Annotated in this window: 19 protein-coding genes; 15 read left to right on the top strand and 4 right to left on the bottom strand. The window is 60.2% G+C overall.

Annotated features, from left to right (window positions below; translation table 11 throughout):
* Positions 1 to 60: 60 nt before the first annotated feature.
* The 3 genes from AC0V6K_RS01035 to AC0V6K_RS01045 are packed head-to-tail and all read right to left on the bottom strand — an operon-like array spanning position 61 to position 2,623.
* Entirely contained in the window at positions 61 to 798 is a 738-nt protein-coding gene (locus AC0V6K_RS01035; RefSeq protein ID WP_472623914.1) for an ABC transporter ATP-binding protein, read from the bottom strand.
* On the bottom strand, positions 798 to 1,778 hold the full coding sequence (locus AC0V6K_RS01040) for a FecCD family ABC transporter permease (protein WP_472623916.1): 981 nt from the start codon (positions 1,776 to 1,778) through the stop codon (positions 798 to 800). Before AC0V6K_RS01040 ends, AC0V6K_RS01035 begins: the two co-directional genes overlap by 1 nt.
* Complete coding sequence (locus AC0V6K_RS01045) at positions 1,775 to 2,623, bottom strand: ABC transporter substrate-binding protein (protein ID WP_472623918.1); 849 nt, start codon at positions 2,621 to 2,623, stop codon at positions 1,775 to 1,777. Before AC0V6K_RS01045 ends, AC0V6K_RS01040 begins: the two co-directional genes overlap by 4 nt.
* Before the next feature lie 155 nt (positions 2,624 to 2,778).
* Between AC0V6K_RS01045 and AC0V6K_RS01050 the strand changes: the two genes are divergently transcribed.
* The 15 genes from AC0V6K_RS01050 to AC0V6K_RS01120 all read left to right on the top strand — a co-directional run bounded on the left by AC0V6K_RS01050 (position 2,779) and on the right by AC0V6K_RS01120 (position 20,731).
* Positions 2,779 to 4,155, top strand: coding sequence for a cell wall hydrolase (locus tag AC0V6K_RS01050; protein ID WP_472623920.1), 1,377 nt, complete (start codon positions 2,779 to 2,781; stop codon positions 4,153 to 4,155).
* A gap of 93 nt (positions 4,156 to 4,248) precedes the next feature.
* A complete protein-coding gene (locus AC0V6K_RS01055; protein WP_486172529.1) occupies positions 4,249 to 4,659 on the top strand; it encodes a hypothetical protein in 411 nt (136 codons plus the stop codon).
* 165 nt (positions 4,660 to 4,824) lie between these two features.
* Positions 4,825 to 5,079 carry a hypothetical protein gene (locus tag AC0V6K_RS01060; protein WP_472623924.1) on the top strand — a complete coding sequence of 85 codons (255 nt, stop codon included), beginning with the start codon at positions 4,825 to 4,827 and terminating at the stop codon, positions 5,077 to 5,079.
* Entirely contained in the window at positions 5,034 to 6,707 is a 1,674-nt protein-coding gene (locus tag AC0V6K_RS01065) for a putative bifunctional diguanylate cyclase/phosphodiesterase (RefSeq protein ID WP_472623926.1), read from the top strand. Before AC0V6K_RS01060 ends, AC0V6K_RS01065 begins: the two co-directional genes overlap by 46 nt.
* A gap of 266 nt (positions 6,708 to 6,973) precedes the next feature.
* Complete coding sequence (gene mdh, locus AC0V6K_RS01070) at positions 6,974 to 7,936, top strand: malate dehydrogenase (RefSeq protein ID WP_472623928.1); 963 nt, start codon at positions 6,974 to 6,976, stop codon at positions 7,934 to 7,936.
* A 287-nt stretch (positions 7,937 to 8,223) separates the two neighbouring features.
* On the top strand, positions 8,224 to 9,114 hold the full coding sequence (gene sucD / locus AC0V6K_RS01075) for a succinate--CoA ligase subunit alpha (protein ID WP_472623930.1): 891 nt from the start codon (positions 8,224 to 8,226) through the stop codon (positions 9,112 to 9,114).
* 32 nt (positions 9,115 to 9,146) lie between these two features.
* Complete coding sequence (locus tag AC0V6K_RS01080) at positions 9,147 to 11,969, top strand: 2-oxoglutarate dehydrogenase E1 component (RefSeq protein WP_472623932.1); 2,823 nt, start codon at positions 9,147 to 9,149, stop codon at positions 11,967 to 11,969.
* 36 nt (positions 11,970 to 12,005) lie between these two features.
* Positions 12,006 to 13,214: a 2-oxoglutarate dehydrogenase complex dihydrolipoyllysine-residue succinyltransferase gene (gene odhB, locus AC0V6K_RS01085; protein WP_472623934.1), complete on the top strand. Its 1,209-nt coding sequence runs from the start codon at positions 12,006 to 12,008 to the stop codon at positions 13,212 to 13,214.
* 16 nt (positions 13,215 to 13,230) lie between these two features.
* Positions 13,231 to 14,637 (top strand): dihydrolipoyl dehydrogenase, encoded by a 1,407-nt coding sequence (gene lpdA / locus AC0V6K_RS01090; protein WP_472623936.1) that lies wholly within the window; start codon positions 13,231 to 13,233, stop codon positions 14,635 to 14,637.
* The gene (locus tag AC0V6K_RS01095) at positions 14,634 to 15,455 is read left to right on the top strand and encodes a hypothetical protein (protein ID WP_472623938.1); all 822 of its coding nucleotides are present in this window, start codon (positions 14,634 to 14,636) and stop codon (positions 15,453 to 15,455) included. Before lpdA ends, AC0V6K_RS01095 begins: the two co-directional genes overlap by 4 nt.
* Positions 15,452 to 16,438 carry an NAD-dependent epimerase/dehydratase family protein gene (locus AC0V6K_RS01100; protein WP_472623940.1) on the top strand — a complete coding sequence of 329 codons (987 nt, stop codon included), beginning with the start codon at positions 15,452 to 15,454 and terminating at the stop codon, positions 16,436 to 16,438. Before AC0V6K_RS01095 ends, AC0V6K_RS01100 begins: the two co-directional genes overlap by 4 nt.
* 67 nt (positions 16,439 to 16,505) lie before the next feature.
* Positions 16,506 to 17,873: a serine hydrolase gene (locus tag AC0V6K_RS01105; protein WP_472623942.1), complete on the top strand. Its 1,368-nt coding sequence runs from the start codon at positions 16,506 to 16,508 to the stop codon at positions 17,871 to 17,873.
* Between the two features lie 67 nt (positions 17,874 to 17,940).
* On the top strand, positions 17,941 to 19,308 hold the full coding sequence (locus AC0V6K_RS01110; protein ID WP_472623944.1) for an amidase family protein: 1,368 nt from the start codon (positions 17,941 to 17,943) through the stop codon (positions 19,306 to 19,308).
* A 62-nt stretch (positions 19,309 to 19,370) separates the two neighbouring features.
* Positions 19,371 to 20,057 (top strand): PepSY domain-containing protein, encoded by a 687-nt coding sequence (locus tag AC0V6K_RS01115; protein ID WP_472623946.1) that lies wholly within the window; start codon positions 19,371 to 19,373, stop codon positions 20,055 to 20,057.
* Positions 20,054 to 20,731 (top strand): trimeric intracellular cation channel family protein, encoded by a 678-nt coding sequence (locus AC0V6K_RS01120; protein ID WP_472623948.1) that lies wholly within the window; start codon positions 20,054 to 20,056, stop codon positions 20,729 to 20,731. Before AC0V6K_RS01115 ends, AC0V6K_RS01120 begins: the two co-directional genes overlap by 4 nt.
* A 9-nt stretch (positions 20,732 to 20,740) precedes the next feature.
* Here AC0V6K_RS01120 and AC0V6K_RS01125 read toward each other — a convergent pair whose 3' ends face one another.
* Entirely contained in the window at positions 20,741 to 21,532 is a 792-nt protein-coding gene (locus AC0V6K_RS01125; RefSeq protein ID WP_472623950.1) for a hypothetical protein, read from the bottom strand.
* Positions 21,533 to 21,727 lie beyond the last annotated feature (195 nt).

Here is a 21,727-nt window from a genome sequence, read left to right on the forward strand (position 1 = left end):
CCATGGGCATCCTTCGGGTCCCCATCCGACGTTCTGTGTCCATGGAGTGCCGCCAATCCTCTATCGATGGACGAGTGCTCGTGCGCCCTCTTCTCCGATCCAGCCTGTGTCCACGCCCCAAGCCTTGCCGATTTTTTCGGCCGAAAGCGCCGTTTCGGGGGGACCATCGGCGATCACTTGGCCATGTTGCATCACCAGAGCCCGGTCCGCATGGTTCATCGCCAGCGTGAGATCATGAAGCACTATGACGACGCCCTGCCCCGCCTTCGCACATGATTTGAAATGAGCGATCAGATTGAGCTGATGCGCGAGGTCGAGCGCAGCGAGCGGCTCGTCAGCGAGGATCCAGCGGGGTTCTCCGGCGAGAACGCGGGCGAGCAATGCGCGGGCTCGTTCGCCGCCTGAGAGCCGGCTGACGGGTCGATGGCGCAGGTCAGTCAGAGAAAGGGCCTGCAATGCGGCTTCGACAGGTTCTTGGCGCGCGTCGCGGTGCGGCAGACGGCCCAGCGCGACGAGGCTCTCGACCGCGACGTCCCATGCGACATCGGCTGATTGCGGGAGGTAGCCCAATGCTTTGGCGCGTGCCTGCGTTGGCATCGCGGCAAGGTCAGCATCTTCGAGCGATACAGCGCCACTTTCTGCCGAAAGCAGCCCTGCGAGCCCCAGCAGCAGACTTGATTTGCCCGCGCCATTCGGGCCGCAAATAGCGGTTATTGTGCCTGGCTCCAGCTTGGCTGAAACACTCTCAACCACGCGCTTGCCGCCCCGGCGAATTGATAGATCCTGAGCGGCAAGCATCACAGCATCCCCCGGCGCATACGCAGCAACAGCCACAGGAAGAATGGCGCGCCAATCAGACTGAGCGCAATGCCAAGGCGCAGTTCAGTGACGAACGGCAGCACTCTCACCGCACTGTCAGCGAGCAACACCAGACATGCACCCGCGAGCGCGCTGGGCAAAATCAGGCTTGATGGCAAACGGTCGGTCAATGGGCGGACGAGATGCGGGACGATCAGGCCGACAAAGCCGATGATCCCGGCGACCGCTACACCTGCGCCGACTGTAAGGCCTACGCCCACCACAAGCAGCCAGAGCAATCGGGTTGGATCCACGCCCATAGAGCGCGCTGCATCTTCCCCAAGTGTCAGCGCATCGAGCGAACGGGCTGCCAGGGCCAGCGTCCCAATGCCCAGTGCGACCAGTGGCGCGGCAATCATCACGTCGCGCCAAGAACGGTCAGTCAATGCACCATTGAGCCACATGACAATTTCCGAAAGCGCGAACGGATTGGGCGCAAGCGTGATCGCCAAAGCGGTGAGCGCTCCAGCAAGGCTGGCAATCATCAGGCCAGCCAGCGTGAACAGCGCTATCCCCCCGCCTGCTCCCGAAGGCGTGCGACCGGCGATCAGGGCGAGCAGTGCCATGGCGAGCCCTGCTCCCGTCAACGCAAAGACGGGCAGACTCCAGCTGGCAAAAGCGGTGGGCAGAAGCGCTCCAAACCAGAAACTGGCGACCGCGCCGAGCGCTGCCATTGGTGCAATCCCGAAAAGTCCAGGATCGGCCAGAGGATTGCGCAAATACCCTTGCATCGCCGCACCCGCTGCGCCCAGTCCTGCCCCCACAATCAACGCCAGAACCGCTCGCGGAAGGCGCAGCTCCATCAGGATAACGGTTGCGTTCTGGGTCGTCGCGGGATCAATCCACACCCGCCCCGCCAGCAACGACAGCGGAAACAGCACAAGCAGCATCGCGGCAAAGGCAAGGACAGCACGGTTCATGATGCCGGACTTTCAAGCTCACGGCGAATCTGGGCGAGCCTGTCCCTGGCCTTGGCGATTGTCGGGCCGCCGCAATAGAGCAGCCGTTGATCAAACACTTCAACCGCAACGCCCTCAAGAGCGTCGAGGCCCGGATGGCGTTGGCCCCGGCTGGTGCCTGCTACCAACAGAAGGTCCGGCGGCGATGCGAGCACCTGTTCAAGTGAAACCCGATCCGCCTGGCCCAAACCTAGTGCTTCGGCGTGACTCGAAAACCCTGCCTCCGCAATCAGCTGCACGATGAGTGTCTGGCCACCGGGGACAATCTCACCTGGTTGCCATAGCAACGCTGATGGCGCCGTCTCCCCGCTATGGGCGGACTGCGCGGGCCTCATTTCCTCAATCAACGCGTCGGCATCGGCGTCACCACCCACCAGCGTACTAAGACGTTCGACCTGCTCAATACTGTCATCAACCGAGGCCGGACTGCCAAACGCCTCAACCTGTAAGCCGAGCCGGGCGAGCGCGTTGCGGGTCGCAGGTGACATGAATGTGCTGCCCACAACTATATCGGGCTCCAGCGCGAGTATCTCTTCAACCGTGCCGCCAGTAACCCCGAACTGCTTGGCCAGACCTGTGTCCATTGAGCTGGCCGAAGGATCGCGGCTGTAATGCGAAAGCGCGAGGATTTGGTCGGGCTCAGCGACTTCCACCAATATCGCATCGAGACATGGGTTGAGACTGACGAAAGTGGGCTTGTCGTTTTCGGGCGCTTCGGCAGGCGCACTGCATGCCGACATGGCCAAAACCGCGCTTAGAAACGCGCTGCGAGTTCGCTTTCCGAAAGAGAGTGCCGTGCGCGCCATAAAACGGGGTCAGCGATAGGCGCAGGTCTTCGCGCCTGCAAGACGCCCTGCAAGGTCTCTGTTAACCCCTTGATCAAAGGTGTTTGCTATCGGGACGGCACACGCCTTCCCCCTCGCGCCAAAGCGCACTTTCAGGATACGCGCCTAAGCGCGCCATGACCGACAGCACGATCACCCGCCTAGGAAGAAAAAGCTTCACGCCGCCCAAGCCCATCGAGCTTGGCGAGCCGCGCAAGCGCATGCGTCGCGATCTCCCATCAATGGAGAGCTTTGCTCCGCCGGTTCCGGTTAAAGACATCTTTGATGAGACGGCCCATCCGGCACCCGAGGTGATCGAGGATACACCGCCGGTTGATGAAGCCTTTTCGGAAGCACCGGTCCCTCACGATCAGGCAGAACTTGAAACTAGCCCCGCTGACGAGCACGCTGAAATCAGCTCAAAGCCCGAGCCTAAGTTTTCGATGCGCAAGCGCATTGCGTTTCTGCTGGCCATAGTGGCTATTCCAGCGGCAGCTGCCTCAGGCAATTTCGGTAAAGAACCGGGTGCTGCCCCGGCTGAAGCCGATTGGATGGCAGGGATTGGTGGCCCAGATGCGATGCCGTTCGAACAAGCGGGCATGAGCTTTCCCGGCTCCGCGTTCTATTACATCGACGCTTCCGATGAGTCGCTCGTCGCGCTTCCTTCTTCGGATCCTCTTGCCGCGGGTGGAGAATTTGGGCGCGACGTTGGCGCGCTGATCGACGCTGGCCCCGCAGCTTCGGCGTTCTTTGTTGCTGGAAGCATGTCCAGCCAGGCACGCGCGCAAGAATGCCTATCCCAAGCGGTGTATTACGAAGCCGGAACCGAGGGCGAAGCGGCGCAGCGCGCGGTGGCACAGGTCATCTTGAACCGGGTAGCGCACCCCAAATGGCCAGGCAGCGTTTGCGGCGTAGCCTATGAGAAATCGGCCCGTGGCTCGGCGTGCGAATTCGGTTTCGCTTGCGACGGAAGCTTAGCTCGCAAGCCAGCCGGCTCGGGCTGGACCCGCGCCCAAGACATGGCGAGAGATGCGCTGGCGGGTAAAGTGTACGCCCCGATTGGCCTAGCCACACACTACCACACTCGCTGGGCAACGCCCGGCTGGGCGGCAACGCTCAGCCCGATCGGCACCGTGGGCGCGCACAGATTTTACCGGGCACGTGGAGCAGAGGGCGAGAAAAGCGCCTTTACCGGTACCTATTCTGGCATCGAGCCTAGGGTTGGTGGACGAGTACCCCCGGCCCCTGCAATTGCACCGCGCCGCGCCGGAGCCTCTTCAACGCGCAGCGCCCCGCGTGCGGTCGCCTCAAGGCCATCTTCACGACCAGCGCGCGCAGCTTCCGATGATAATGCTTCTGCAAACACAACGCCGGCGCCGACCGCTGCACCTGCCCCACCCCCATTGCCGCGCTCGGGCGATGTCAAATCGCCTTATGCCAACGCGGGCCAGTGGAAGAAGAAGCCAGGTGAACCATCTCCTGGTGCGCCTCCGGCTGATACCCCGAAGGAGTAATAGGGTTAATCGCTTCGAAACCGTGTTACCACACCAAGCCTTAGCGCTAGGCCAGCTAATCCCGTCTCATCGTTGAATAAGGTGCGCGCCGCCATGACGGCTCATCGCGCTGCATCCAAGAAGAAGAACGGGTCGGGAAAAGCGCGCGTGATGACAATTCACTTTGCTCCTGCAAACATCGCAAACGCATCGCCTTTGGCGAGGGTTTTGCAGTGCCCGACTTTTCCCAGCGCCAACAACGACAACAGCCCGCTTCCCACAAAGGAAGCACCCAGCGACGCTATGCTGCGCGCAGCGCTTCGGCATTTTGCCCAGCACGGTCTCGGCGCAGCACGGGCCGCACGGGCCAAAGCAGAAGATGCTTTCTTTGCAGGTGACCGCGAAGCGTATGACTGGTGGCTTGGCATCACCCGCACGCTTGATCGGCGCATTGCGGATCAGGCAAATGGCGCCAGAAACACGGTTTTGCCCCTGGAATTGCCAAATCAGTCTTCAAACGACTGATTGTAACATCCCAAAAGCAATAAGGAAAAACGCGGTAAGCATCGCGTTAACCTCCGCTTGACCACTTTACGTTAGTTCACATGTGTCATGGGAGTTGTGAGCACTCTAACGAAACTACGTGCGCGACGCGCATCTGGTCCGCGTTCGGACCAGGTTTCCGCACGCGTGCAACGTTTGCTCGTAACAACTCTCTACGCTAACCCTTCCAGCCTCGCGATTGGCGCATTGGCCGGTGTCGCTGCTGCAGCTGTGGCCGCCTGGGTCTCCGACATCACAGAAATCTACGTTTGCTTCACGGTGCTCACAATCGTCGCAATCGTCCGTGTCGGAGCAGCTGTTGCTTTCACCCCCAATCTGAAAGCCGCAGCACGCGGATGCTCGAAGTGCTCTATGAAATGGGCGCGTTCAGCTATGCTCTGACAATCAGCATCTTGGCCGCTCTGGTGCTCTGGTATCCAACGCCTGCTGATGCGAAGATCATGATGGTCGCCAACGCGCTGTGTTACGGCGTGGGAGTGGCGTCTCGCAATGCCGGGCGCCCAACGATTGCTTTGGGGCAGCTAACGCTCGTCTGCGTGCCGATTATCGTCGTTTGCCTAGCAATAGGCAGCGCTGCGATGATCGCTTTGGCAGTGACGATCCTGCTGCTGGTTCCGGCCATGATGTCGATCGCGCTGAACATCTTCAGAACTTTGCGCGAAAGCTTCGACAAAGCCGAAGAGAGCGCCGAGCTGGCCGAAAAGATGCGCATTCTGGCCCGTACCGACGTGGTCACCGGCCTCGCCAACCGTGCCGGTCTGAACCACGCCATGGTCGAGGCACTGATGGAAGTCGGTGCAGATGACAAACTCGCGTTGATCTGGGTCGACCTTGACCGGTTCAAGGAAGTCAACGACCTTTTGGGCCATCCCGTCGGCGACAAGGTTCTGGCCGAAGTTGCCAGCCGTCTGCAGGACGTTGCTCCAGAAGGTTCAACCGTCGCGCGCTTTGGTGGTGACGAATTTGTTCTGTTCTGCCCCATCCGTGATCGCAAGCATGCCGAGCACATCTCAAGCGAGGTGCACGCCGAAATTATGCGTCCGGTGCGCGTGGAAGCAGACCGGTTGGAGGTTCGCGCTTCTCTTGGTGTCGCGATTCTCCCCGAAGATGGCGAAGATGCCGATACTCTGATGCAGGGTGCTGACCTTGCGCTGTATCACGCCAAAGTTGGTGGCCGAGCGCAGACATGCTTCTTCAACAAGACCATGACCCGCGATCTGGTGCGTCGCCGTGAAATCGAGGACGAGTTGCGCATCGCTCTGCAACGCGATGAGCTTTCAATCTTCTTCCAGCCAATCGTCGACCTGGAAACGGGCCGCATCAAGACATTCGAAGCGCTGGTGCGCTGGTTCCACCCTGAGAAGGGCGAGCTACGTCCGGACGAGTTTATTCCCGTAGCCGAGGAAACCGGTGTTATCGTAACACTGGGCAACTGGATCACCGCCCAAGCGGCTCGCACCGCAGCGCAATGGCCGGAAGATGTAACGGTCGCAGTGAACCTCTCCCCGCTGCAAATCCGCGCTCCGGGTGCAGCACTGGGTATTCGTAACGCTCTGCGTGAAGCTGGACTTGATCCGCGTCGGCTGGAACTCGAAGTCACCGAAAGCCTGTTCGTAGAGGACAACCACGCAACCGCAGCATTCGTTGAGGAGCTTTCCGAGATCGGTGTGAAATTTGCGCTTGATGATTTCGGTACCGGCTATTCCTCGCTGGGTTACATCAACAACTTCCCGTTCTCGAAGATTAAGGTCGATCGCAGCTTCGTCTCCGGTCCCAATGTCGGCAAGAAGAGCGATGCCATTATCCGCGCCGTGGCCGAGATGGCCAACACGCTCGAGATGGATATCGTCGCCGAGGGTCTAGAGCGGCTCGAACAGGTCGAGACGGTGCGTGAAGCGGGCTGTAACCTTGGTCAGGGCTACTACTTCAGCCGCGCGGTGCCAGACTATCTGGCGGCAATGCTTCTCGCCCAAGAACGCGACGATGAGCGCAAGCGCGCCAGCGCCTGACGCATGTTGGCTGGCGTAGCCCAGCTAATCCCAACAACAACAGACAGTTTCCACTAAGGATGCGTCTAAACGCCAACCTTTATTGCAATTGCGAACTAGTCGCATAAATTGTTGTTACATGCGCCCTTTTGACGGTTGCAATCGCCTGCTCACCCGCCTACCTCGCCTTTAGACGCGCTGATGCACAACGCTTCTTGGGACGGGGGTTCGCATCAGTTGGAGGAATGCTTTTTCGTCCCGAAGGATCAGGGAAGGAAATACCCCACATGGCACGCAAAAAGATCGCGCTTATCGGCTCTGGCATGATTGGTGGCACGCTCGCCCACCTCGCCGCGAAAAAGGAAATGGGCGACATCGTCCTGTTCGACATCGCCGAAGGCATGCCACAGGGCAAAGCGCTCGACCTTTCGCAGTGCGGCCCGATCGAAGGCTTCGACGCCAAGATCACCGGTTCTAACGATTATGCCGACATCGCCGGCGCAGACGTTGTGATCGTAACCGCAGGCGTTCCCCGCAAGCCTGGCATGAGCCGCGACGACCTTCTCGGCATCAACCTGAAAGTGATGAAAGCGGTTGGCGAAGGCATCAAGAACAACTGCCCCGACGCTTTCGTGATCTGCATCACCAACCCGCTCGACGCGATGGTTTGGGCGCTGCGTGAATTCTCCGGTCTTCCGCACAACAAAGTGGTCGGCATGGCGGGCGTGCTCGACAGCGCACGCTTCGCGACCTTCCTTGCTTGGGAGTTTGATTGCTCGGTCAAGGACGTCAACGCTTTCGTCCTCGGCGGCCACGGCGACACCATGGTCCCGGTCAAAAGCTACACCACCATCAACGGTATTCCGGTTGATGACTATGCCAAGATCAAGGGCGTCGATGCTGCGCGCCTCGACGAAATCGTCGACCGCACCCGCAAAGGCGGCGGCGAGATTGTTGGCCTGCTCGGCAACGGCTCGGCGTACTATGCGCCGGCAACCAGCGCGATCAGCATGGCTGAAGCCTATCTCGGCGACCAGAAGCGCATCCTGCCCTGCGCCAGCTATGTCGAAGGCAAATACGGCCTCGACGGGCTCTATGTCGGCGTCCCGACCGTAATCGGCGCAGGCGGCACCGAGGAAGTTGTCGAGATCGAACTCAGCGACGAAGAGAAAGCCAACCTCAAGGTCAGCACCGATGCGGTCGAGGAACTGCTTGAGGCATGTAAGGGGCTGGATAGCTCGCTGGCGTGATGATTGTCCTAATCTTTACTGCCTGCATCATATTTTTTGTTAGTATGGCCTGGCTCGGAGCGCGCCATCTTTGCTTGTGGGCCGTCGCGATTAGTGCACCTTTCTTCGGCTTCGTAGCTTTTCTCGAAATGGCAAACGACGGTCCCAGCATCTTTGTCGACCCATACGGCAAGATGCTCCTAATCATAATACTTGGCCCTTTGGCAGCTGGATGGCTGTTCTTTGGGCTTGGAATTCTTCTTGGCGGGCGACCGTCCAACTCGCTTGAACCAGAAAAAGGGAATTAGATGTCCATCCTCGTAAATAAAGACACCAAGGTCATCACCCAAGGGATGACCGGCAACACCGGCACCTTCCACACGCAGCAGGCGCTCGATTACGGGACGCAGATGGTGGCTGGCGTAACGCCAGGCAAAGGTGGCACCGACCACATCGGTCTGCCCCAATTCAACACGGTGCGTGATGCGAAGGAAGCCACCGGCGCGACCGCTTCGTGCATCTACGTTCCCCCGCCCTTCGCCGCTGATGCGATTTGCGAGGCAATTGATGCGGAGATGGAACTGATCATCTGCATCACCGAGGGCATTCCGGTGCTTGACATGGTCCGCGCCAAGGCTGCGCTCACCGGCTCGAAATCGCGCCTGATCGGCCCGAACTGCCCCGGCGTTCTGACGCCGGAAGAGTGCAAGATCGGCATCATGCCAGGCAGCATTTTCAAGAAGGGCAGCGTCGGCGTTGTCTCGCGCTCGGGCACGCTCACTTACGAAGCCGTGCACCAGACCACAGCCGTAGGCCTTGGCCAGACGACTGCGGTTGGCATTGGCGGTGACCCGGTCAACGGCACCAACTTTATCGACGTGCTCGACCTGTTCCTCGATGATCCTGAAACCGAAAGCATCATCATGATCGGTGAAATCGGTGGTTCGGCCGAAGAAGAGGCAGCAGCCTTCCTGAAAGCCGAAGCAGCCAAGGGCCGCAGCAAACCGACTGTCGGCTTTATCGCTGGTCGCACGGCACCTCCGGGGCGCCGCATGGGCCACGCTGGCGCTATCGTTTCGGGCGGCCAGGGTGGTGCTGACGACAAGATCGCCGCGATGGAAGATGCGGGCATCCGCGTCTCGCCCTCGCCCAGCGAGCTCGGCACCACGCTCGACGCCATGCTCAAAGAGATGGCGTAAGGACCAGTACTCTCCTCCCCGCGAGAAAAGCCATGAACAAAGAAGCTCAGACATTCATCCCTGAATCCTACGACCAGGAAGGACCGCAGCCCGGCCCTTCCTGGGGCAACCCCAAGTGGATGGCCGAGGTTGCGGATGCGGATGCCGATCTCGCGAGCGCGATGGATCCGACGCAAATGCGCGTCACCAAGGATACCATCGAGAAAGCGGCGAAGAAGGCGGGCAAGCCTTTGGATCAGGCGGCGCTGCAACACGCGGCGGACATCTCGAACAAGGCGATGACCCTTGTGCGGCTGTATCGTGTGCGCGGCCACTTGGCGGCGGATATTGATCCATTGGGCATATCGGCCAAGCGTGAAGAACCAGCGGATCTGACGCTGGAATTTCATGGCCTCGCAGGGATGGAAGACGAAGACGTCTATGTCAGCGACGTCATGGGCCTCGAATGGACCACGATCGGCAAGCTGCATGCTCGGCTGAAAGAGGTGTATTGCGGCAAAGTCGGCCTCGAATACATGCACATCGCCGACACCGAGGAGCGCCGCTTCCTTCAGGACAAGTTCGAAAGCCCTGGCGATACGATCCAGTTTACCCCTGAGGGTAAGAAAGCGATCCTTGCCGCGGTGATGCGTGGGGAGCTTTACGAGGAGTTCCTCGGCAAGAAATATGTCGGCACCAAGCGCTTCGGCCTTGATGGCGGCGAGTCCATGATTCCGGCGCTCGAAGCGGTCATCAAGCATGGCGGCTCAGACGGTGTGCGCGAGATCATTTACGGCATGGCCCACCGTGGCCGGTTGAACGTCCTCGCGAACGTGATGGCCAAGCCATACAAAGTGATCTTCCACGAATTCTCTGGTGGATCGGCCAATCCTGAAGATGTCGGCGGATCGGGCGACGTCAAATACCACCTCGGCACCAGCACTGACCGCGAATTTGATGGGATCAGCGTCCATATGTCGCTGACGCCAAACCCATCGCACCTTGAAACGGTAAACCCCGTTGTTCTGGGCAAGGCACGCGCGCAGCAGGCGGTCCGCGATGATCTGGATGACAAGCAGCAAGTTCTGCCCGTCCTGATCCACGGCGATGCCGCCTTCGCTGGCCAAGGCGTGGTGTGGGAAAGCCTGAGCCTCACGGGCGTCAACGGCTATGACACGGGCGGTTGCCTGCATTTCATCATCAACAACCAGATCGGTTTCACCACCTCGCCCCGCTTTGCGCGCAATTCGCCCTACCCCAGCGATGTGGCGAAAGGCGTGATGGCGCCGATCCTGCACGTAAATGGCGATGATCCCGAAGCGGTGACCTTCGCCTGCAAACTCGCGGTCGAGTACCGCCAACGGTTCAACCACGACGTCGTGATCGACATGTGGTGCTATCGCCGGTTCGGCCACAACGAAGGCGATGAACCCAAGTTCACCCAGCCGCTGATGTACGAAGCGATTGGCAAGCACCCGAAAGTGTCCAAGCATTACGAAGCGCGCCTGATCGAAGAAGGCGTAATCGAAGATGGACACCGCGATGAGGTGGCTGCCGAGTTCAACGCTCTGCTTGAAGAGGAATTCGAAGCAGCCAAGAGCTATTCCGCCAACGAAGCGGACTGGTTCGCCGGTCGCTGGGCAGGCCTCAACAAGCCTGCCGATCCAGAGAATGCGCGCCGCAATATCGAGACGGCGATTGAACCCAAGATGTTCGACCGGCTCGGCCAAGTGCTCACCGAGGTTCCAGAAAGTCACAACATTCACCGTACCTTAGGCCGCGTCCTTAAGGCAAAGCGTGAGATGTTTGACAGCGGCGAAGGCTTCGACTGGGCGACCGGTGAAGCGCTCGCCTTCGGCAGCCTTGTGATGGAAGGCTATGGCGTGCGCCTGTCCGGTCAGGATAGCGGACGCGGCACCTTCTCTCAGCGTCATGCGGTCTGGATCGACCAGAAGTCCGAAGAGAAGTACATCCCGCTGACCACGCTGCCCCACGGTAAGTTCGAGGTGTATGACTCGACCCTGTCCGAATACGGCGTGCTCGGGTTCGAATACGGGTTTGCCATGGCCGACCCGAAATCGCTGGTCCTGTGGGAAGCGCAGTTTGGTGACTTCGCCAATGGCGCGCAGATCATGATCGACCAGTATATCGTCAGCGGCGAAGCCAAGTGGCTGCGCGCCAACGGCCTCGTGATGCTGTTGCCGCATGGATACGAGGGTCAGGGTCCGGAGCACTCCTCCGCGCGCCTCGAACGTTTCCTTCAGCTTTGCGCCAACGACAACATTCAGGTGTGCAACATCACCACGCCGGCAAACTACTTCCACGTGCTGCGCCGCCAGATGCTGCGCCCGTTCCGTAAGCCGCTGGTGATCATGACGCCTAAGTCCTTGCTGCGTCACCCGATGGCGAAGAGCACCAAGGACGAGTTCTTGGGCGAAAACCACTTCATGCGGATCAAGTCGGACCCGTCGATGGCGCCCGACAGCGCGGCTGACAAGAAGATCAAACGTCTGGTGCTGTGCTCAGGCAAGGTCGCCTACGACCTGATCGAAAAGCGTGATGCCGAAGGTCTGACAGACGTCTCGATCGTGCGTATCGAGCAGCTTTATCCCTTCCCGGGCGAGCCGCTTTCAGTGCGTCTGAAGCGGATGACCAACCTCAAAGACGTCGTCTGGTGTCAGGAAGAGCCGAAGAACAACGGATCGTGGTTCTTTGTGCAGAACCAGATCGAGGACGCGCTTACCGACGCAGGTCATAAGGGCATGCGCCCAACTTATGCCGGCCGCGAAGCTTCGGCTTCGCCCGCAACCGGCCTCGCCAAACGCCACGCGCAGCAGCAGGAACAGCTGGTCGCAGACGCGCTCGGTCTTTCGTAATCTATCGCAGTTTCAATAGGCTCAAGGACAAACACAATGGCCACTGAAATCACCGTCCCGGCTCTTGGAGAGTCGGTCACAGAAGGCTCCATCGGCGAATGGCTCAAGCAGCCGGGCGACGCGGTCGCCGCCGACGAACCGATTGCCAGCCTCGAAACCGACAAGGTCGCGGTTGACGTGCCCTCGCCTGTTGCTGGCGTGCTGGTCGAACACCGCGCTGCCGTGGGTGACACCGTTGAAGTTGGCGCGGTCATCGCTGTGATTGACGAAGGTGCTGAAGCCTCCGCCAAGCCTGCCGAGACGAAATCGGACAGCCCGGCGCCCGCTCCAGCGGCCAAGGATGCACCCGATGCCACGATCACCATGTCGCCTGCTGTGCGCCGCGCTGTTCTCGAACACGGTGTCGATCCCTCGACGATCAACGGCACTGGCAAGGATGGTCGCCTAACCAAGGAAGACGTGCTTGCGGCTGCCAAGGCCAAGGACGCTGCGCCTACCCCTGCCCCCGCCGCCGCTCCTGCTGGTGCTGGTGCTCCGGCCGCCGGACGCAATGACGAGCGGGTGAAGATGACCCGCATGCGCCAGACCATCGCCAAGCGCCTCAAAGGCGCACAGGACAACGCTGCGCTGCTCACCACTTTCAACGATGTGGACATGAGCGCGGTCATCGAAGCGCGCACCAAGTACAAAGACTTGTTCGCCAAGAAGCATGATATCCGCCTCGGCTTTATGGGCTTCTTCGCCAAGGCCGCATGTCTGGCGCTGAAAGATGTGCCAGCCGTCAACGCTTATATCGAAGGCGATGAGATCGTTTATCACGACTATGTCGACATCTCGGTCGCAGTGTCCGCGCCAAACGGCCTTGTCGTCCCTGTGATCCGTGATGCTGACAAGAAGGGCTTTGCCCGCATCGAGAAGGACATCGCCGATTTCGGTGCGCGCGCCAAGGAAGGCACGCTGACCATGGAAGACATGACCGGCGGCACATTCACCGTCTCCAACGGCGGCGTATTCGGGTCGCTGATGTCGACCCCGATCATCAACCCGCCGCAAAGCGCTGTGCTGGGCCTCCACCGCATCGAAGATCGCCCGGTTGCGATCAACGGTCAGGTCGAAATCCGCCCGATGATGTACCTGGCGCTGTCTTATGACCACCGCCTGATCGACGGCCGCGAAGCCGTGACCGCGCTGAAGATTATCAAAGAAGCAATCGAAGATCCGACCCGGATGTTGATTGACCTCTAAGGAAAAGAGACTCCCCATGGCTGACCACAATTACGATTATGACGTCCTTGTTATCGGCGCTGGCCCGGGCGGCTATGTCGCCGCTATCCGCGCGGCGCAGCTAGGGCTGAAGACCGCTTGCGTTGAAAGCCGCGAGACTTTGGGCGGCACCTGCCTCAATGTCGGCTGCATCCCCTCCAAGGCATTGCTGCACGGTTCCGAGCTGTTCGAGGAAGCCGAAGGCGGCCACTTTGCGACTTGGGGCATCACCGCCAAGCCAAAGCTCGACCTCAAGGCCATGATGGCCGAGAAGACTAAGGCGGTGGGCGAGTTGACCGGCGGGATCGAATTCCTGTTCAAGAAGAACAAGGTCACCTGGATCAAAGGTCACGCCTCATTCAAGGACGCGCATTCGGTAACCGTCGGCGATGACACCGTCACCGCAAAGGAGATCATCATCGCCACAGGCTCCAGCGTCACCCCGCTGCCCGGTGTCGATGTGGACAATGCCAAAGGGCGTATCGTCGATTCAACAGGCGCGCTCGAACTTTCCGAAGTGCCCGAACACCTCGTCGTCATCGGTGGCGGCGTGATCGGACTGGAGCTTGGCTCGGTCTGGCGGCGGCTGGGTGCAAAAGTCACCGTGGTCGAATTCCTCGACCAGCTGCTCCCTGGCATGGACGCCGATGTGCGCAAGGAAGCCGGACGCATTTTCAAGAAGCAGGGCATGGACCTGATGCTCGGTCACAAGGTCACTGGCGCGAACGTCAAGGGCAAGAAAGTTACGCTGACCGTCGAGAAAGCGGCAGGTGGCGACGAGCAGACTATCGAAGCGAGCCATGTGCTGGTGTCGATCGGGCGTCGCCCCAACACTGACAAGCTGGGCCTCGAGAATATCGGGCTGGAGCTGAACAAGCGCGGCCAGATCGAGATCGATCACGAATTCCGCACCAAGGTCGATGGCGTTCGCGCGATTGGTGATGTCGTGCCTGGCCCGATGCTGGCGCACAAGGCCGAGGATGAAGGCATCGCCTGTGCCGAATACGTCGCGGGACAGACCGGCATTGTGAACCACGCGGTGATCCCCGGTGTCGTCTACACCATGCCCGAATTCGCTGATGTCGGCATGACTGAAGCGGAAGCGAAAGAGGCAGGCCATACAATCAAGGTCGGCAAGTTCCCGATGATGGCCAACAGCCGCGCCAAGGCAAACCGCGACACCGACGGGTTTGTCAAAGTGGTTGCCGATGCGGAAACCGACCGCGTGCTGGGCGTGCATATCGTCGCCAGCCTTGCGGGCACCATGATCGCACAGGCAGCCCAAGCGATGGAGTTCGGCGCAACGTCCGAAGACATCGCCTACACCTGCCACGCGCACCCGACCCACGCCGAAGCGCTGAAAGAAGCGGCGATGGCGGTCCAAGGCAAACCGATCCACATGTGATGGACAGCGCCGCGCGTTTCGATTGGAAAAATCGAGCCGTCGCGGCGCTCGCCTTGCTGATCCCGTGCGGCGCGGGATTAGCCTACCTTGCGCTGTTCGGCGCACCGTCGAGCTATCTCTACGTCAATGCGGGCGCACTAGCTGCAGCTGCGCTTTGGGCAGCGTTCGGTCGCCTGCCCTCGGACGAGAAAACAGTGCGCATTCTCATGTTCGTGCTTGTAGCACTGCTCGGGTTACCACTGCTGACCGGACCGCAAGTCGAAGGCATCGCGCGCTGGCTTCCACTCGGCGGGTTTAGCCTGCATGTCGGGATGCTAGTCATCCCGCTCATCGCGGTTCTCAGCAATAGGGATGAGAAGTTTGGACACATCGCGCTCGTGTCAGCCATGCTGTTGACGCTGTTCCAGCCGGACCCCGCTTCGGCCTTGGCCTTGATGACAGCCGCGCTCGCAATGACCGTCGCAGACCGTCATCCGAACTGGATGGCTTATGCCATTTTCTGGATTCTCACATGTGGCGCGGCCCTGTTCCTAGCAAACCTCTCGCCACAGGAGTTTGTCGAGCGCATCCTGCCAGACCTGTTCAGCACCAGCCCACTTATCGCGACGCTTCTTTCACTCAGTTTGATCGCAGCCCACGCCATAATCCTGCACGCGCCAGCCGCCGACAAAGCCACCCGTTACGCCCTCGCCGGAGCGCTCGGCGGGTTCACCTTGGCGTCATTGATCGGTGACTACCCCACTCCTCTGATTGGCTATGGAGCGGCAGCCATTCTTGGCATTGGGCTAGCGTTGCCAGCACTGAGGGGACGGAATTGAGCGGAACAGTCGCCATCATCGGAGCCGGACAGATCGGCTATGCCGCCTGCGAGGCGTTTCTTGACGCTGGATGGGACGTGCGAGTGCTCGCTCGGTCAATGCCGGCTTGGGCGCACAATGATGCGCGGTTCGAGCAATACATCGCGGGGGAGCACCCAGCCCCTTCCGCCGATATCGTGGTTGACACCATCGCTTATGACGAAGGCGATGTGCGGCGCTACGATCCCGACCGGGTCGGTCGCCTGATCACCATCTCCACCGCCAGTGTCTATGTCGATTATGGCGGTCGCAGTCTCGAGAAGTCCGCCGAAAACGGATATCCCGATTTCGGCTTTGGCGTGACCGAGGAACAGGTCACAGTAGCGCCCGGCCCGCAAAGCTATTCCAGCCGCAAAATCCGCATGGAGCGCGCCGCTACCGAGCGGTTCGAGCGCAACGCCGCCATCATCCGCCCCGGAGCGGTCTATGGTCCATGGAGCCGTCACCCGCGCGAATGGTGGTTTGTCAAACGCCTCAAAGATCGCCGAAGCATCATTCCTCTGGCCTTCGAAGGCGAGAGCCAGTTCCACACGACAGACGCACGCAGCATCGGCGAATTGGCGCTGTTTCTCGCTGAGGAGGATCGCGGCGGTGTTTACAATTGTGCCGATATTGACGCGCCGAGCGTGCGCGAGATGGGACTTTTGGTCGCCGAAGCCTTTAGCAAGCGTGTGCGGTTCTATGGCACGGAGGACGAACCGGTCGGCAGCGTCGGTCGCACACCGTGGTCACTTCCCTTCCCGTTCATCATCAACAGCGACAAAGCATACGAGGCAGGGTTCAAACGCCAGTCGCTCCACCGGCGCAGCGTGCAGGACAGCATACAATGGCTGCGCGAGCAGCGGTTCGACGAGTGGGAGAAGGCTTTCTCGCAGCTCTCGGCCTATCCGTGGGACCTGTTCGACTACGAGGCCGAGGACCGATACCTGGCCGACAAGACCTGATCTCTCCGCTTGCCGTTCATTTTGGCATGTGTATTATACGAATGATACACCTTAGAGGGGACCCCTGATGATCCGCCTGAACACTATTGCTTTGGCCTTTGCACCGCTGACTTTGGCAGCGACCGCCCTGCCCGCAGCAGCCCAGAACGCAGATCGAATGGTCGAGGTTGTCGAGGCCGAAGCGAGCACGGGCGCATTTATGGGTGCGGTGTTGGTCGCCAACGAAGAAGGCGCTTTGCTTGAGCGCGCATGGGGTTCAGCCGATCTGGAGTGGGACATCCCCAACACCACCGACACGAAGTTCCGCATTGGCTCGGTCACAAAGCAATTCACCGCCGTCGCGATTATGATGTTGGCCGAACAGGGCAAGCTGTCGCTCGATGCGCCGATCTCGACCTACCTCGAAGACACGCCCGATGCTTGGGAAGCGATCACCGTGCGTCAGATGATCCGCCACACGGCGGGCCTGCCCAATGTCACATCGCTTGAGGGTTTCAGCGACCTCAGCAAGCTGGACACCACGCAGGACGAGCTGATCGCATCGTTTAAGGATCTGCCGCTCGATTTCGAGCCGGGCAGCGAGTGGAGCTACTCGAACTCTGGTTATGTTCTGCTTAGCCGTATTGTGGAGCGTGTCGGCGATACGGAGATTGATCAGTTCTTCTACGATGCGTTCTTCTCACCACTGGGCATGAATGCAACCGGCTTCGACGTGAGCGCCGTCGTCCTGCCAAAGCGCGCTGCCGGATACATGCCAAGCAGCGAAGGTCCCGCCAACGCCAGCTATGTTTACATGGGCATCCCAACTGGCGCGGGCGCCATGTATTCGACCGTGGGCGATCTGCACAAATGGAACACCGCGCTTTATGAGGGCAAGCTGCTCTCAGCAGAAAGCCTCGAGGAGTTTCTGACACCCACCCCGCTTGATGCGATTGGTGACGACAAATACGCGCACGGCGTGGTCTATGCCAAAACGGAGACCGGCACGCATTACTGGCACGGCGGCGGGATCCAGGGGTTCAACGCATGGCTGGGGTACGACACGGATCGGAACGTGACCGTGGCGGTGCTCGCCAATCTCAATGGCGGCGCGGCGAGCAATATCGGCAAAAACCTGATGACGGTGGCCCAAGGCGGCAGTGTCGTTCTCAACTCAGATCGTGTCGCATCCGAAGTCGATGACGCGGGTATGGCGGAGCTGGAAGGCACCTATGCGCTCGCCCCGACATTCAAGATCACAATCTTCGTAGACGGCGGAAAGCTGATGGCCCAGGCTACTGGCCAAGGGGCCAATCAGCTGTTCCGTGAAGAAGGCGACAAGTATTTCCTGAAGGTCGTCGACGCACAGGTCCACTTTACCCGCGATGAAGGCGGCAAAGTCACCGGCCTGACTTTGTTTCAGGGCGGACAGGAAATTCCCGCACCCAAGGAATAGTCGATCGCGGATTGCTCCTCTCTCACACGTCGCTTACCAAGCGGGTGAGAGAGGGAACAATCACTGCATGGCTTACAAACAACTGACTGACAAACCGGGAGCGGTGGAGACCGCCAAAGCTATACGCGCTGGAAAGATGAGCGTGGTGGAGGCGGTGGACGCTGCCATCACCCGTATCGAGAAACTCGACGCAGAAATTGACGCGTTGGCCGTGCCGGATTTCGAGCGTGCGTATGAGCGGGCAAAGACGCTGGACGAGGCGGGCCCCGGCGAAGACCAGCCCTTGTTCGGCGTTCCGATGACCATCAAGGAAAGCTTCGATGTCGAAGGACTGCAGTCTTGCTGGGGGCACGAGCGGCTAACCGACTACATCGCGCCGCGGGATTCCGATCTGGTACGCCGTTTGAAGAAGGCGGGCGCAGTGATCGTCGGCAAGACCAATGTGCCGGTCGATCTGTCGGATTGGCAAAGCTTCAACCCGGTCTATGGCCGGACAAAGAACCCCCACAATCTTGATCGCTCACCCGGTGGATCATCGGGCGGAAGTGCAGCGGCGGTCGCCAGCGGCATGGTGCCTTGCGAATATGGCACTGATATTGGCGGTTCGGTCCGCGTGCCTGCTCACTTCAGCGGCGTGTGGGGACACAAGACGAGCTGGGGCTTGGTTAGCAAACAAGGGCACGACCACCCGCAAATGGCAAAGCGAAAGGGCTTCGTCGCGGCGCATGACGGCGCTCTCTCAATTGCCGGACCGCTTGCGCGTAACGCGCTCGATTTGTCTGTTTTGGTCGATATCGGGGCCACCGTCCCGATCAAGCAGCACACCCGTTATGGCAAGCCCATCTCCCGCTGCCGTTTCCTCGCGCTCGTCGAACATCCCGATAGCGTGTTGGATAGCGGTGTCGCCGAGCCCACCATGGCGGCGCTCAAGGCATTCGAGGATGCGGGCGTTGAGATCGAGTATGAAACCGACCTGCTTCCCGATCTCGCCATGCAACAAGCCGCCTATCTGCGGATGCTCAATATCGCCATGGCGCGTGGTGCTCCGTCCCCCGATGGCAAACGCGCAACCGCCACCGACTGGTTCGACCTGCTCGATGCACAGGCCGTGTGCGAGTTCCAGTGGGCACAGCTGTTTGAACGCTACGATTTCGTTCTCGCGCCGCCCGCACCGGTGCTGGCAATCCCGCATCACGAAGGCTCGGTGTTCAATTCGACTCTGCGGATAAACGGCGAGGATGTGCCTGCAGGCGGAGGTTTGGCATGGCCGGGCCTCGCGACCTTCCCCAATCTGCCGGCGACAGTGCTGCCCATCGGTGATGGCAATACGGAGGGCGTAACGCTGCCCTGCGGAATGCAGGTTATTGGTCCGCGGTGGAGCGACATGGACTGCATTCAGGCCGCGCACGAGCTCGGGAAACTCTTGCACGGATAGCGCTCTTTCGCCATGGGCCAGCCAACGCAAGGAAAGGCAGCACCTTGGCCAAGACCAATCTCATGAAAACATTCGCCAAGTGGCACATCTGGCTTGGATGGCTGGTAGGCGTGCCGATCGTAATGTGGCTGGCGACCGGACTGTTCATGGTGATCAAGCCGATCGAGGAAGTGCGCGGCAATCACCTGCGCAAGGATATCTCCGATCAGGCGCTGGTGATTGAAAGCAGCGCGCTCGCCGATGCAGATGCTCAGTTGAAAGACATGCGCCTAACCATGCAGGATGGGCGTCCTGTGGCGATCCTGACCACGCTGGACGGCATCACGACGCGGGTCGACTACGAAACCGGTGAGGCCATTGCGCCTCTCGATGCGGCTGCCGCACGCACTCTCGTGGAACGACGCATCGAAGGCGGCAACAAAGTCAGCAAAGTCACCTTCTTTCCCGCGGACCGCGTGCCATTCGATTTCCGTCGCCCCTCCCCCGTCTGGCAGGTGGCATTGGAGGATGGCACCAATGTCTATGTCGGGCGCGACAGCGGCGAGATTGAGGCGGTGCGCACACGCTGGTGGCGCTGGTTCGATTTTGCATGGGGCCTGCACATCATGGACATTTCCGAGCGTGAGGACACCAGTCACCCGATCCTGATCCTGTTCGCAGCGCTTGGCCTGACGGGAGCCGTCATCGGCTGTGCGTTGATGTTCAGACGGCGCAAGACGCGTGTGAAGGTGCCCGAGCCCACCGTATGAACGAGGAAATTCTCACTCCTATCCTCGATGTGCTCGACATCGCTGGGATTGCTGTCTTTGCATTCTCCGGCGCGGTTATCGCGGCTCGGGAGCAGCAGACTTTCGTCACCATGGCGTTTTTTGCGCTGGTGACAGGTGTTGGCGGCGGCACCGTGCGCGATCTCTTGATCGGAGCACCAGTGTTCTGGGTGACTGATGGACGGGTGGCGGCGGTCTGCCTTGCCTGCGCCCTCATCGCATGGTTCACACCCGTTAAGCTGTGGCAGGGCAAGCTGTTCGATATGGCGGACGGCTTGGGACTTGCCGCCTACGCCGTGCTCGGCAGCGCGAAGGCGATGGCCTATGGCATTCCCCCGGTCCCCGCCGTGCTGATGGGTATCATAACGGGTTGTGTCGGCGGTATCATCCGCGACGTTGTTGCGGGACGTCCGTCGATCATCATGCAGCCGGAACTCTATGTCACAGCCGCCGCGCTCAGTGCGTCGATTACCGTGGTAGGGATGCTGATCGCACCGACACTGATGATAGCGAATTGGCCAATCTGGATCGGTGCGTTCGGCGCCGGCTTCATCTTGCGTGCCGCCGCAATCCACTGGGAAATCAGCTTGCCCACCTATCGCGCAAAAGAAAACGGAGCCGAAGCCGACCCCGTTCCTTCTTCATCTGAAGACTAATCCCGCGCTCTATTCGTCGCCCGGCAGCGGGCCGCCCGGATAGGCTGGCTGACGATCAGTTGTCAGTGGCACAAGCGGTTGATCGGAACGCGTGCCTGCGGTGCGATAAGGCTGTGCGCCCCGCACGTTCTGACGCGCGGCGATGTAACGGTCATCGTCCCATTGATTGTCTTCAACCTGACCTGTGGCCGAAACCCCGCGCAGGTTCGCTCCGCCCAGGTCGCCATAATCAATCGCGTCGATCTTGCCGTTGTTGTCGATGGCGCAGGTGAAGCCCGTGCCGTTGAACAGCGAGCCCGTGACCACCCAACCCTGCGCTGTGCGGTCAACGCTATCAACGCTGTCCACCCGTACATCGCGCTGGATCCGGTTCACGCATTGATCAACCGCGTTGTCGAGCCCACGAGAGCCATTGTCACGGCGGTCACGATCATAACGCCGGTCATCGCGACGCTCGTAATCACGGTCGCGGTGACGATTGTCTTTTTTGTTGGCCGCGCTCGCAATGGCGGCGATGCCACCGATGATCAGCACACCGGCCAACACATCACCGGCATCAACCCGGCGATGACGGCGCCAACGGCCACGGCGCCAGCCCCGGCGCCATTCGGAAATCTCGGTATCGGCATCGATTGTGGTGGTGTCGAACGGAGACGTATCAAAATCAGCAAACATCGCGTTGCCCGACGCGCTTTGTTTGACAATGCCTTGCGGAAGTTCGGCAGCAAAAGCTGGTGTTGCAGCCATCGAAAGCGCAGCGGCCAAGCCGACAGACGCTCCGAAACGAGAAATTAGAGCCATGTGCTCCCTCCTGTTTGGATGTGAGCGTCCACCAATCGCTCTCTTGACCACAAATGAATAGGCGGCCCAGGCTTACGCTTACCTGAACCGCCTATCGGGACTTGCGGCATCTAAGGGAGAGTTTGCCGCTTTGGTTTTGGGGTGCCCCGGGGACCACGCGTTGGAGCGCGCAGGAGGAATCCCCGGGGACTTAGG

The sequence above is a fragment of the Erythrobacter sp. S43 genome (assembly GCF_057364955.1).